Source organism: Bacillus sp. THAF10 (assembly GCF_009363695.1).
In the GTDB taxonomy this organism is placed as follows: Bacteria; Bacillota; Bacilli; order Bacillales; family Bacillaceae_I; genus Sutcliffiella_A.
Genome location: NZ_CP045403.1, coordinates 2308216 through 2320962, shown reverse-complemented (window position 1 = coordinate 2320962; position 12747 = coordinate 2308216). Strand labels below are relative to the sequence as shown.

General features: G+C 39.7%; 13 protein-coding genes and 1 riboswitch. All 13 genes read left to right on the top strand.

What is annotated here, in order from left to right; translation table 11 throughout:
• On the top strand, positions 1 to 489 hold the full coding sequence (locus FIU87_RS12105) for a YpuI family protein (protein ID WP_152444834.1): 489 nt from the start codon (positions 1 to 3) through the stop codon (positions 487 to 489).
• Between the two features lie 109 nt (positions 490 to 598).
• Positions 599 to 1486, top strand: coding sequence for a superoxide dismutase (locus tag FIU87_RS12100; RefSeq protein ID WP_152444833.1), 888 nt, complete (start codon positions 599 to 601; stop codon positions 1484 to 1486).
• A 116-nt stretch (positions 1487 to 1602) separates the two neighbouring features.
• A complete protein-coding gene (locus FIU87_RS12095) occupies positions 1603 to 2757 on the top strand; it encodes a D-alanyl-D-alanine carboxypeptidase family protein (RefSeq protein WP_152444832.1) in 1155 nt (384 codons plus the stop codon).
• Complete coding sequence (locus FIU87_RS12090) at positions 2751 to 3341, top strand: nucleoside recognition domain-containing protein (protein WP_152444831.1); 591 nt, start codon at positions 2751 to 2753, stop codon at positions 3339 to 3341. Before FIU87_RS12095 ends, FIU87_RS12090 begins: the two co-directional genes overlap by 7 nt.
• Positions 3342 to 3344: 3 nt before the next feature.
• Entirely contained in the window at positions 3345 to 3878 is a 534-nt protein-coding gene (locus tag FIU87_RS12085) for a spore maturation protein (RefSeq protein ID WP_152444830.1), read from the top strand.
• Between the two features lie 168 nt (positions 3879 to 4046).
• Positions 4047 to 4772 carry a 23S rRNA pseudouridine(2605) synthase RluB gene (gene rluB / locus FIU87_RS12080; protein WP_152444829.1) on the top strand — a complete coding sequence of 242 codons (726 nt, stop codon included), beginning with the start codon at positions 4047 to 4049 and terminating at the stop codon, positions 4770 to 4772.
• A gap of 537 nt (positions 4773 to 5309) precedes the next feature.
• Positions 5310 to 5837 (top strand): thiol-disulfide oxidoreductase ResA, encoded by a 528-nt coding sequence (gene resA / locus FIU87_RS12075; protein WP_152444828.1) that lies wholly within the window; start codon positions 5310 to 5312, stop codon positions 5835 to 5837.
• Between the two features lie 15 nt (positions 5838 to 5852).
• Positions 5853 to 7505, top strand: coding sequence for a cytochrome c biogenesis protein ResB (locus tag FIU87_RS12070; RefSeq protein ID WP_152444827.1), 1653 nt, complete (start codon positions 5853 to 5855; stop codon positions 7503 to 7505).
• 2 nt (positions 7506 to 7507) lie between these two features.
• Entirely contained in the window at positions 7508 to 8671 is a 1164-nt protein-coding gene (gene ccsB / locus FIU87_RS12065; RefSeq protein WP_152444826.1) for a c-type cytochrome biogenesis protein CcsB, read from the top strand.
• A gap of 69 nt (positions 8672 to 8740) precedes the next feature.
• Positions 8741 to 9460, top strand: a complete 720-nt coding sequence (locus tag FIU87_RS12060) for a response regulator transcription factor (protein ID WP_152444825.1) — start codon at positions 8741 to 8743, stop codon at positions 9458 to 9460.
• Positions 9454 to 11223: an ATP-binding protein gene (locus FIU87_RS12055; protein ID WP_152444824.1), complete on the top strand. Its 1770-nt coding sequence runs from the start codon at positions 9454 to 9456 to the stop codon at positions 11221 to 11223. Before FIU87_RS12060 ends, FIU87_RS12055 begins: the two co-directional genes overlap by 7 nt.
• Before the next feature lie 97 nt (positions 11224 to 11320).
• A riboswitch (cobalamin riboswitch) is annotated at positions 11321 to 11522 on the top strand.
• 142 nt (positions 11523 to 11664) lie between these two features.
• Entirely contained in the window at positions 11665 to 12090 is a 426-nt protein-coding gene (locus tag FIU87_RS12050; RefSeq protein WP_152444823.1) for a DUF4430 domain-containing protein, read from the top strand.
• Positions 12091 to 12092: 2 nt separating this feature from the next.
• Positions 12093 to 12644 (top strand): ECF transporter S component, encoded by a 552-nt coding sequence (locus FIU87_RS12045; protein ID WP_152444822.1) that lies wholly within the window; start codon positions 12093 to 12095, stop codon positions 12642 to 12644.
• The last annotated feature ends 103 nt before the right edge of the window (positions 12645 to 12747 follow it).

Sequence of the window (12747 nt, the reverse complement as noted above, 5' to 3'; positions counted from 1 at the left end):
ATGGCAAATACGATTGTAAAATCTCAAACAGAACAAGTGGAAAGTTTTTTAGGAACAACGGTAAATCAACTGAACCAATTCTTGAATGAGACGACTTTATCCTCCCTAATGGAAGGGTCCTCTTGTAAAAAGGATTATGTAGAGCTATTGTTGTTGAATATTCGCAGACTTACTGTGTTTTGTGATGAGGGCTTAAATGCTTGTCAGGTGATACTTAAGGGTGAACCATTCCGAAAATCTGCTGCAGAAAAAGTGTTGTATACCATTTATCATCAATGCATCGAGGAGTTTTTTGCACCAAGAAACGATGCTTGGTATGAAGATAGCCGTTCCGCTTATACTGGAAAAAACTCTATTCAATTCCATCATGCGCCACCTGAATCCTTAAAGACCATCATTCGTGGACTAGAAGGAGAGTTTCAGGCAATTCGAGAAGAACTAGAATATTACGAAACAGATTATCGTACAAAAATTATCCAAAGTAATTGATGTAAAAAGCACCATTCTTATTATAAGAATGGTGCTTCTTTTTTTGTCCTTTTCTATTTTTTTTCAGCATAAGATATTACGATGAAGGAAAAGGGGGAGGAACTGAATCATGATCAATAAAAATCAACAAATTTTTAAGGAGTATTTATTGGAAGTAGAAGAATGGTGTCTGGATCTATTAACAAAAGCCAAGCCTAGTGCCTTAAAAAATCGACAACACTGGATAGATGAAATTAGAAATATTTTACGAAGCACTCAAGAGCTTCTGCAAGCAGCCTTTATTCATGAATCTGATGTCCATGAGCTGGAGAAGTGGATGAAGGATGCAGTCGAAAGAATGAATAATAGTAACATACGACCGAGTAATGGCAGAGTTCCAATTGGACAGCACACCCTTCCCCCACTACCTTATCCATACAATGCACTGGAGCCTTATATAAGTAGTGAAATTATGGAACTGCATCACCTCAAGCATCATCAAAGCTATGTGGATGGCTTAAATAAAGCCGAACGAAAAATGCTGGAGGCAAGAGAGACTGGCAACTTTGATATTATTAAGCATTGGGAGAGAGAAGCAGCTTTCCATGGATCAGGCCATTATTTACACACCATGTTTTGGGGCAATATGTCACCAAGTGGCGGAGGAAAACCTAGTGGTAGCTTCATGAAGCAAATCGTTCAGGACTTTGGCAGCTATGATAAGTTTAAGCAGCATTTTACGGAAGCGGCGGATAAGGTGGAAGGAGTTGGCTGGGCATTGCTTGTATGGTCACCACGCTCCCACCGTTTAGAAATCTTACAAACAGAAAAGCAACAGCTCTTTACTCAATGGGACACCATTCCCTTACTTGGGTTGGATGTTTGGGAACATGCCTACTATCTTCAATACAAAAACAATCGCAGAGATTATATTAATAAATGGTGGAATATTGTGAACTGGAAAGACGTCGAAAAGCGTTTTCAGGAGGCAAGTAAATTAAAATGGAAGCCATGGTAAAGGGAGAGAGTCTGGACTCTTTCTTTTTTTTGTGCTTTAGCCTTACCAAAAACCATTCATATTTTGGCCAAGCATCTGCATAGACTTGTACAAAAATAGGTAAGGGATGGGATTGGATGGCGCGAGAACAGATAAAGATTAGTATCATCATAGTGATGGTGCTGTTTATAAATATCACTTTACCTTCCTCTCTAAACGCAGAACCCATAGGTGTGAGTGCGCGAAATGCGGTTTTGATTGAACAGGAAAGCGGCAGAATTATCTATGAAAAAAATGCACATGACAAAGAAAGAATAGCAAGTATCACGAAAGTTATGACCGCAATCCTTGCAGTAGAATCCGGGAAAATGGATAGTATTGTCACCGTAAGCGAACGGGCAATAAAGGCAGAAGGGTCCTCCATTTACTTAAAGCCTGGAGAAAAGATAAAGCTAGAGCATCTAGTCTACGGTTTGATGCTCCGTTCTGGGAATGATTCTGCAGTAGCGATTGCGGAACATGTAGGTGGTAGTTTAGAAGGCTTTGTTTTTATGATGAATGAAAAAGCAGCGGAACTAGGTATGACAAACACAGTTTTTGCGAATCCTCATGGATTGGATGATCATGAAGAGCATTATTCGACCGCTTATGATATGGCGCTCATCACAAGATACGCCATGCAAAACGAGAAATTTAGGGAGATAGCAGGCACGAAAGTATATCGCGCACCAGCGGCTCCAGGGGAATCATGGGATAGAAGCTGGACCAATAAGCACAGGCTTGTTACAGGAATGTATGATTATGCGACAGGAGGTAAGACCGGCTATACAAAACGTGCAAAAAGGACCCTCATCACTACTGCCTCTAAAGAAGGACTGGATGTCATTGCAGTTACTTTAAATGGACCGGATGATTGGAAAGACCATATTTTTATGTTTAATCGCGCATTTGTAGATTATAAGCTCTATGACGTGGCAGAAAAAGGTAAGCTACAAGACATAACAGATAAGTTCTACAAAAACAAAGTCAGTCTTGCCCGAGATATAAAATATCCAATGACGATGAAAGAAAGAGAAAATGTGCGAATAAAAATTACGCTAGTGAAACCTCAGAGTAAATGGGAGAACGAAGAGTACATTCCTAAAATTGTTGGCGAGTATACGCTCATCGTGCAAGATGAAGCGGTAGTCGAGACACCAATCTATTATGAAAAGAATGTAAAAGATGATGGCGGGTTTTGGAGTATGTTTAAAAACCTCTTTTTCATTGGGGCAGGAAAACTTCCATGGTAAATATCATATGGGTAATCATGACTGTCATAGGGATTATCTTTGCGATGATCAATGGTACGATGGATAAAGTGAATGAAGCCATTTTTTCTGGGGCGAAAGAAGCTGTGACTATTTGTATTGGCTTTATTAGCATTCTTGTTTTTTGGTTAGGGTTGATGAGAATTGCACAAGAAGCAGGATTATTAGAGAAGATTGCTATATTGTTTAAACCCATAGTGAGAAGAGTTTTTCCTGAGGTGCCTCCAGATCATCCGGCAATGGGATATATGCTTTCAAATATGATTGCCAATATGTTTGGACTTGGCAATGCTGCAACGCCAATGGGAATAAAGGCTATGGAACAGCTTCGCGAGCTAAACGGAGGAAAGATAGAGGCGAGTCGCTCGATGATTACATTCCTAGCAATCAACACTTCTAGCATCACACTGATTCCAACAACCGTCATCGCAATTAGGATGAATTATGGCTCTGTTTCTCCAACTGAAATTGTTGGTCCAACATTAGTTGCTACGCTTTGTTCCACGATAGCCGCTATTTCCATCGACCGGCTATTCTATTATCGAAGAATGGCCAGAAGGAGGTAAAGGATGCAACTAATTTCGCTCATCTCACTCTGGTTAATTCCTGTCTTGATTGGTTTTATCCTTCTTTATGCCACCTTCAAAAAAGTTCCAACCTACGAGATGTTTGTGGAGGGAGGCAAAGAAGGAATTCGTATATCTATATCCATTATTCCATTTTTAGTTGGAATGCTTGTCGCAATTTCGATTTTTCGTGCATCAGGTGCACTTGATTTTTTAGTAGAATTTGTTCGTCCATTCATGAATGCAATTGGAATTCCTGCTGAAATTGTTCCCTTATCCATCATCAGACCCATATCTGGGACAGCAGCACTTGGGATGACCTCGGATATTATCGCTACATACGGACCAGATTCCTTCATGGGAAGACTTGCATCAGTCCTCCAGGGAAGTACAGATACAACACTTTATGTGATTACTGTCTATTTCGGGGCTGTAGGCATTAAGAAAATGGGTGATGCACTGAAGGTTGGCTTACTAGCAGATGTAGTCGGAATTATCGTGTCAATAGTAGTTGTTACTTTCTTTTTTGCACTATAAGGTAAAAAACCGGGGGAATTATCTCCCGGTTTTTTTACATGAACCCAAACTATTCATTTTAGCGAATAACCTGTATAATTAGAGATTGTGATTATTGGCAAACATAAAAATAGAGCAATCTTGGATTTTTATTATAAAGTCAGGTAAGATGTTGATGAGGTGAAAGAGATGGAACGGCTACAAAAAGTAATAGCACATGCAGGAATAGCATCTAGAAGAAAAGCAGAAGAATTAATAACTGAAGGAAAAGTAAAAGTGAACGATAAACAGGTTCGTGAGCTAGGAGTTAAAGTAGGTCCAAATGACAAAATTGAAGTAGAAGGAGTTCCTATTGAAAGGGAAGAACCTGTCTATTTTATGCTCTACAAGCCACGAGGAGTTATCTCAAGTGTGAGTGATGATAAAGGAAGAAAAGTTGTCACAGATTTCTTCCCTTATATTGAAGAACGAATTTATCCGGTTGGTCGTCTTGATTATGATACATCCGGCCTGCTTCTAATGACCAATGATGGCGAGTTTGCAAATACACTTATGCACCCTAAATCTGAAGTGGAAAAAGTGTACGTTGCAAAACTAGAAGGTTTTCCAACTAAGGAAGCGATTAAAAAACTTGAAAAGGGAATTAAGCTTGAAGATGGAAAAACAGCTCCAGCTAAAATCAAGCTCATTTCTCATGATAAGAAGAAAAACACTTCCATATTTGAAATGACCATTCATGAAGGACGAAATCGCCAGGTTCGTCGTATGTTTGAAGCCATTGGTCATCGCGTGATGAAACTAAAGCGGGAGCGTTATGGATTCCTAACGTTACAAGGTTTATCTGCAGGAGATGCTAGGGAACTCACTCCTCATGAAGTGAAGCAATTGCGAGTAATGGCAACAAAAACGAAATAATGCAGATGCGGAGGAAGCTTAATAAGCAGCTTCCGCTTTTGTTCTTTTTTGAGTACTTATGGTATGGAAGCAACGTGCAACTTCATGCGCCAGCAACTAGACAAAGTTTGTACGTCGCAAAACGGGCGCATTGCGCTTTTGTTCTTTAGAAATACTCATGGTAGCAGCGTCCAGCTCCATGCGCCAGCGACTAGCAAACTTCCCTCGCCTCCTTACGATAAGGCAACACGAAAAAGCTAACGCTCTTCGTGTTTTCTTTATCTCATACGGCTCAGTGCCACGAAAAGTGAAGCGGCTCGTTTAGCTCCGACAAGCATAAGACAGCTTTTTGCAGGAGGCTGTACTTGCCTACGGAGTAAAGATGGCTTATGACTCGAGGAGCTAGCCGCTGCAACTAGACAAAGTTTGTACGTCGCAAAGCGGGCGCATTGCGCTTTTGTTGGGTGTCACAAAACCTTCATAATCTATAATCTAAGCGAAAAGTAGTAAATGTTATAATAACAAGGATGAAATGTCTCAGTTTTAGGAGAGATGAGGATGAAAAAAAAGCAACGTTTAGTGATGCGATCGGTAATTTTAGTCATCATGTTGGCTGCAATAGGCTATACCATGTACATAAACTTCTTTCAATCAAAAGAGATTGTCGAGGTAGGAGAGAAGGCTCCAAATTTTGTGTTAACGGACCTTGAAGGAAATGAAATCATGCTTTCCGACTATGAAGGAAAAGGCGTGTTTTTAAACTTCTGGGGAACATGGTGTAAGCCGTGTGAACGTGAAATGCCATTTATGGAAAGCCAATATCAGAAATATAAGGATCAGGGTGTAGAGATTATCGCCGTTAATATCCAAGAAACCAACCTTGCAGTAGAAAGATTCAGAGATCGTCATGGATTATCCTTTCCAATACCAATGGATAAAAGAGATCAGGTAAGACAAGCGTATGGAATTATGCCGCTGCCGACAACGATCTTATTAGATGAAAATGGAACGGTTGTGAAAAAGAGTTCTGGAGAGTTATCAGATGCCGAAATACAAGCGTTCATGGAAAGTATCAAACCTGACTAGTAGGGAGTTTTATTTATGAAGGAACTGACATGTGAATGTGGACACCTGAACCCAGAAGGTACGATCCTTTGTGAAGCCTGCGGAAAACCGACAGAAAACGAACAGAGTGATGAAAAGCTTCTGGATATGAAATATGAAGGTAGTGCACGGAGGTCACAAACATACAACACAACGATCATAGATAAAGTGTGGAATTTCTTCTCTTCTGTAAAAGTAGGAATTTGGATTATTTTTTTAATATTAGCCACTTCGTCCATTGGGACTATTTTTCCTCAAAATGATTTTATAAATCAACAAATTCCTGCAAATATCTATTACGAGCAGGAATATGGATTTGTTGGGAAAATGTACTATACATTCGGATTTCACGACTTATATGGCTCATGGTGGTACATGCTGTTAATAGCAGCACTAGGAATTTCCTTAGTCATTGCTAGTCTGGACCGTTTTATTCCATTGCGCAAATCGTTACAAACGCAACGTGTAACAAGACACGAAAGTTTTATGAAACGTCAGCGTGTTTTTGGAGTAACGGATGCACCTGCAGATATCGAAAAGCAAATAGAATTTGCTAAGCAAGGTCTCCTAAAAAGAAAATATAAGGTTCGTGAGGAAAACGGCAACCTGTTAGCTGAGAAGTATCGATTCTCGCGCTGGGGCCCGTATGTCAATCATATTGGAATTATTATTTTCTTAATCGGTGCGATGCTACGGTTTTTCCCTGGAATGTATGTAGATGAAGTAGTCTGGGTACGTGAGGGGGAAACAAGGCTTATTCCTGGTACAGATGGTCAATACTATGTTAAGAATGAAGGTTTTATATTTGAAACCTATGATTCTGAGAACTCCGATGATGTGTTTAATCAAGCAATTTCAAACGCTGGGGAAGGGTCTATTGCTAGTAACTTCCAAACCAATGCCGTTCTTTATGAAAGAGAAGATGAGTATATTGTTGGTGCTGAGCCAGAGTTGAAAAAAATAAAAGACCATGCCATCAAAGTGAATCAGCCATTAAAGCATAACTACTATGCCCTGTATCAAGTAGACTATAAGTTAAACGAGTTTAAGAGTATGTCTTTTAACTTGGATAACAAAGAAACTGGTGAGAGCGTTGGCAATCTTACAGTGGATTTGCTGAATCCTGAAAGCACCTATGATCTTGGTAATGGAAACTCCGTGGAACTTCTAAACTATTTTCCTGACTTTGAGTTAGTAAATGGGGAGCCAAGAACGAAAACAAGAATACCTGATAATCCTGCATTTGTTTTCCGAATGATTACGCCAGACACTCCTGAAGGAGAGATTGCACTTGTCGCCATCCGACAAAATATTGAACCAAATGGGACGAATGAGTATAAAATGAGCTTTGCTGGTGTAGATACCAGGAACGTATCAGGCTTAACGGTTCGTAGAGACCTAACATTATGGATTCTCGGAACAGGTGGAGCAATATTTATGATTGGTGTAATCCAAGGGATGTACTGGAACCATCGAAGAGTATGGATTCGAAAACAAGGAAATGAAATTTGGGTTGCAGGTCATACCAATAAAAACTGGTTCGGCCTGAAGAATGATATAAACAAAGCGTTGGAACAAACAACCATTTCTGTTCCTGTTGATCAAGTGGAAGAGGAGAAACAAGAGAAAAGGAAGAAGGAGGAGGTTTAATAATGGCAGAGCTTAGTGGGAATTTGCTGTATGCAGCGTTTATCCTGTATCTGATAGGAACGGCCTTCTTTGGCGGATCGATAAAAGCAAAGCAAGGTAGTAAAGCAGCCAAAATAGCTATATCGTTAACTATTTTAGGTTTTATTGCTCAGTTGGGCTATTTTATAACAAGATGGATTGCTGGTGGACATGCTCCTGTAAGTAATTTATTTGAATTTACTACATTCTTTGGCATGATGATGGTATTAGCCTTTATTGTAATCTATTTTATTTATAAAACAAGTACACTTGGTGTGTTTACCCTGCCAATCGCCTTATTATTAATCGCCTATGCGGCAATGTTTCCAAGTGAAATCACACCGTTAATCCCTGCACTGCAAAGCCACTGGCTGGCGATTCATGTATCTACCGTTGCCCTTGGAATTGCTATTTTATCTGTTAGCTTTGCAGCGGGTTTAATTTATTTGGTGAAAGTGGTAGATTATAGTAAAAAAGGACAAAAACCGTTTTGGGTGGAATTTACGCTTTATGTACTTATCTCCTTCTTAGGCTTTATTACGGTTTCTCTTGGTTTTGGTGCAGTAGATTACCAAGCTGAATTTTCTTATATAGACAAAAAAGGGGCAGAAGCAACAGTAGAATACCTCATGCCTCCGCTGGTTGGTCCTAATGAAGGTGCTCTTTTAACTGATGGAAGAATGGACTCATTGGTTAATCTCTCACCTTGGGTGAACACCATAAAATTAAATACCGTCATTTGGTCGTTATTAAGCGGAGCGCTAATTTATCTCTTGCTTCGCCTTATTTTGAGAAAACCTATTGGACAAGCATTAAAGCCAAGTGTGAAAAAAGTAAATTTAGATTTAGTGGACGAAATTGGATACCGTGCAGTAACCATCGGGTTTCCTGTTTTTACGCTTGGAGGACTAATTTTTGCAGCGATTTGGGCACAGCTTGCCTGGTCGAGATTTTGGGCCTGGGATCCAAAAGAGGTTTGGGCATTCATCACGTGGCTGTTCTATGCTGCCTATCTTCACCTCCGTCTGTCAAAAGGATGGGAGGGTGAGAAGTCAGCTTGGTTGACTCTTATCGGCTTTGCCATTATTCTATTTAATCTGATTGGGGTCAACTTAATTATCGCTGGCCTTCATTCATACGCAATGTAACAAAATAAAGCCTTCACAGTGTTGTGAAGGCTTTTCCTACAGATAAAAGAGAGAAAGGGGCATAATGCAATGGGAAATGAAGTGAAAATACTTGTAGTAGATGATGAGGATCGTATCCGAAGACTTCTAAAAATGTATTTAGAAAGAGAAAACTATTCGATTGAGGAAGCTGACAATGGGCATACAGCTCTAGAGCTTGCATTGGAAAATGAATATGATGTTATTCTACTAGATATTATGATGCCAGGTATGGATGGAATGGAAGTGTGTAGGGAAATCAGGGAAAAGAAAGCGACTCCGATTATCATGCTTACGGCCAAGGGCGAAGAAACAAATCGCGTTCAAGGCTTTGAAGTAGGTACAGATGATTACATAGTAAAACCGTTTAGTCCAAGAGAGGTTGTCTTACGGGTGAAAGCGCTGTTACGACGTTCTTCTAGTACAACATTTTTGTCTACCGATACAACCACGAAGGATGTTATTGTTTTTCCACACTTGACGATTGATAATGATGCACACCGAGTCACATCCGATGGGAAAGAAGTCAATCTTACTCCAAAAGAATACGAGCTTCTCTATTTTCTTGCAAAATCCCCTGATAAGGTTTTTGACAGAGAACAACTATTAAAAGAAGTGTGGCAATATGAATTCTTTGGCGATTTACGGACAGTGGACACTCATGTAAAACGCCTGCGTGAGAAGCTCAATAAAGTATCTGAACCTGCATCCAAAATGATTGTGACGGTTTGGGGTGTGGGTTATAAATTCGAGGTTGGCAATGAATCATGATTTGGAGAAGTGTTGTTGGTAAGCTTTGGATTACTGTTTTGCTATTAGTTTCATTTGTCTTGTTTGTTTTAACAATCCTTCTACTAGAGTTTTTTGAAAACTTTCATGTTCAAGAAGCAGAAAAGGATCTTACACAAACGGCAAAAAAAATCTCCCTTATTATGGAGCAGCACGATAATATTGAAATCTCTAAGTCGATTGCATGGGAACTTGTTGACGAAGTATCTAGGGTCGTTATTTTTACGGACAAGAATGAATTCGAACATTCTCCTCATCGAGATACAGGTCATCTTCCAGCTGATTTTTTTACAAATGACCCAGAACTATCTCTTGTTTTTAAAGATCAACCCATTGTAACGAAAAAAACGTATATTCCTGAAATACATTCGACAGATGAAATGCAAGGGGAAATTATGATGGTTGGCATACCTTTGCACATAAATGAGGAAAAAGATGGAGCAGTTTTTGTTTACCAATCCTTACTTGCCATTAAAGAGACAACGAAACAAACGACAAAGCTTATCTTACTTGCAGCAGGCTTTGCTATTTTTCTTACGACCATTTTTGCGTTCTTTTTATCAACTAGAATAACAGCACCGCTTAGAAACATGAGAGAAGCCGCATTTGAAGTGGCAAGAGGAAAATTTGATACGAAAGTGCCAATACTAACCTCCGATGAAATAGGGGAGCTTGGAATGGCGTTTAATCAGATGGGTAGACAGCTGAAGTTCAATATTAATGCACTGAACCAAGAAAAAGAACATTTAGCCAATATTCTTAGCAGTATGGCAGATGGTGTTATTACCTTAAGTAAAGATGGTACAATCCTTGTAACAAACCCCCCAGCAGAAAAATTCTTGCAGGCTTGGTTTTATCAAGAAGGAAATGCTAGTGGAGAAGACCTCCCAGAAGAAGTGAAGACTATGTTTCAGCGCGCAGTTTCAGTTGAGAAAGAACAAAGCATCGAGTTAACCTATCAAGGGCGAACATGGGTTATTGTGATGAGTCCGCTTTATACGAACACACATATCAGGGGAGCTGTTGCAGTTATCCGAGATATGACAGAGGAAAGAAGACTTGATAAACTGCGAAAAGACTTTATTGCTAATGTTTCCCATGAGCTACGTACACCAATAGCAATGCTTCAAGGATATAGTGAAGCAATTGTAGATGATATCGCGGAAACTGCCGAAGAGAAAAAAGAGCTTGCCTCCGTCATTTATGATGAGTCTTTACGAATGGGCAGGCTTGTCAATGACCTATTAGATCTTGCGCGAATGGAAGCCGGTCATCATTCTCTAAACTATGAAAACGTCGATTTGGTCTGGTTCATAGAAAAAATCTCTAGAAAGTTTCAAGGGTTAGCAAAGGAAAAGTCCATACGTCTTCAAACAGAAATGGATGGATCACGGGAAATAGAGATAGATGTTGACCGTATGGAGCAGGTAATGACCAACCTAGTTGACAATGCAATTCGTCATACTGAAGATGGCGGCAGTATTTTGATCAAAGTAAAAGTTTTAACGCATGGTGTGAAAATTGATGTGAAAGATTCTGGACAGGGTATACCTTCTGAGGATCTTCCATTTGTTTTTGAACGTTTTTATAAAGCAGATAAAGCCCGAACTAGAGGAAGAGCAGGAACCGGTCTTGGCCTAGCTATTGTGAAAAACATCATTGAAGCACATAAAGGAAATATTACCGTTCATTCCAAATTAGGTGAAGGTACGACATTTTCTCTGTTTATTCCCTGTGAAAAATGAAGGAGCTTGGGGATAGATAGCGAAAAATCTTGTTTTCTATGAAACATTCTCTTGTCACTAGCAGGAATATCTTGTAATATGAAAAAGAATAAAATTGAATAGCAAATGAGTAATTGGTGTCACTTCGGTGACTTAAAAGGGAATTTGGTGAAAAGCCAAAACTGTCCCCGCAACTGTAAATGTGGACGAAATGAGATGACCACTGTATGAATGGGCTGTAATTAACGGTCCCCATATGGGAAGGCTCAAAGTAGGAGGAAGCATGAGTCAGTAGACCTGCCAGTTATACCATGAACAGTTTCAATGCTTCGGGGGTTGAGAGGAGAAACGGCATATTCTTTTTGTTAGCATTGCTTATTATGCCGCTTTTTTCCTCATCCGACGTCGTTGGATGGGGTTTTTTATTTGCTGTTACACCATTACATAAAGGGGAAATGACACATGAAAAAAGCTTGGATTAGTTTATTTGCAGCACTACTTTTGGTACTTGGAGGTTGTTCTGAGACAACAAACGAAACAAATACAAATACAAATAATGCTGCACCATCAGAAAATCAGTCTCAATCGGAGGAAAGTTCTCTTTCTACTAAAATTACACTCACAGATGAAGATGGTGAAGTGATAAGTGAAGACAGCATGGAGTTTGAAGAAGGCGAGTCCTTGATGGATGTGATGGACCGTAATTTTGACCTTACAACAGGGTTTGGCGGCGGTTTTATTGTTGGAATAGATGGGAAGGGTTCTGAAGAAGAATCAGATTATTACTGGCATATTAAAGTAAACGGGGAAGACTTAATGGTTGGAGCCAATGAGCACATATTAGAGGAGAACGACGAAGTTCATTTTACCTACACAAAGGTGGAGTAAAAATGGCAACAAAAAAAATTGCGCTGCTTGGAATGCTAATTGCACTTTGTGTAGTAGGAAGAATTGCATTTGCCTCCATTCCTAATGTCCAACCTGTAACGGCAATCATCATTATTTGTTCCTTTTGGATGGGGCCCTTTGCAGGGGTTGTGTTAGCTGCTGGAACCACTTTTGCTTCCAATCTGGTTCTTGGTAGCGGAATGTGGACGTTGACACAAATTTTTGCATGGTCCGCCATTGGGTTGATGAGTGGCATGCTTGGGTTGTGGAAAAGAAAAATTCCTGTCTTTCTGCTTTCGATTTTTGCAGGAGCTTGCGGGCTGCTATTCGGAGTAGTGTTTGCTATTCAAAATATGGTAGTTGGTAATGCACCGTTTTTGCCATATTATCTTGCAGGACTACCTTTTGATATTAATCATGCAGTCGGAAATGTCGTCTTTTTTATCGTGCTCTACCCAATTCTCTCTAAACTGCTGCAATCAAAAGCAGGGTTTATGTTGAAAAGAAAAGAAGAAACACCAAATTTTCAGATGGAAAGCTTTTCAAAAAAATAGCTTAATCATGCCGCCACTCTCTCCTGATGTGGCGGTTTTTTCTGACTTTTTCATGAAAATCCTACCATATTCCCCTATAATCTGCAGAAAACTTTTATTATAA

Bases quoted from the DNA above. Each gene is read 5' to 3' on its own strand.
- FIU87_RS12105 (WP_152444834.1), top strand. From the start codon at position 1: ATGGCAAATACGATTGTAAAATCTCAAACAGAACAAGTGGAAAGTTTT.
- FIU87_RS12100 (WP_152444833.1), top strand. From the start codon at position 599: ATGATCAATAAAAATCAACAAATTTTTAAGGAGTATTTATTGGAAGTA.
- FIU87_RS12095 (WP_152444832.1), top strand. From the start codon at position 1,603: ATGGCGCGAGAACAGATAAAGATTAGTATCATCATAGTGATGGTGCTG.
- FIU87_RS12090 (WP_152444831.1), top strand. From the start codon at position 2,751: ATGGTAAATATCATATGGGTAATCATGACTGTCATAGGGATTATCTTT.
- FIU87_RS12085 (WP_152444830.1), top strand. From the start codon at position 3,345: ATGCAACTAATTTCGCTCATCTCACTCTGGTTAATTCCTGTCTTGATT.
- rluB (WP_152444829.1), top strand. From the start codon at position 4,047: ATGGAACGGCTACAAAAAGTAATAGCACATGCAGGAATAGCATCTAGA.
- resA (WP_152444828.1), top strand. From the start codon at position 5,310: ATGAAAAAAAAGCAACGTTTAGTGATGCGATCGGTAATTTTAGTCATC.
- FIU87_RS12070 (WP_152444827.1), top strand. From the start codon at position 5,853: ATGAAGGAACTGACATGTGAATGTGGACACCTGAACCCAGAAGGTACG.
- ccsB (WP_152444826.1), top strand. From the start codon at position 7,508: ATGGCAGAGCTTAGTGGGAATTTGCTGTATGCAGCGTTTATCCTGTAT.
- FIU87_RS12060 (WP_152444825.1), top strand. From the start codon at position 8,741: ATGGGAAATGAAGTGAAAATACTTGTAGTAGATGATGAGGATCGTATC.
- FIU87_RS12050 (WP_152444823.1), top strand. From the start codon at position 11,665: ATGAAAAAAGCTTGGATTAGTTTATTTGCAGCACTACTTTTGGTACTT.
- FIU87_RS12045 (WP_152444822.1), top strand. From the start codon at position 12,093: ATGGCAACAAAAAAAATTGCGCTGCTTGGAATGCTAATTGCACTTTGT.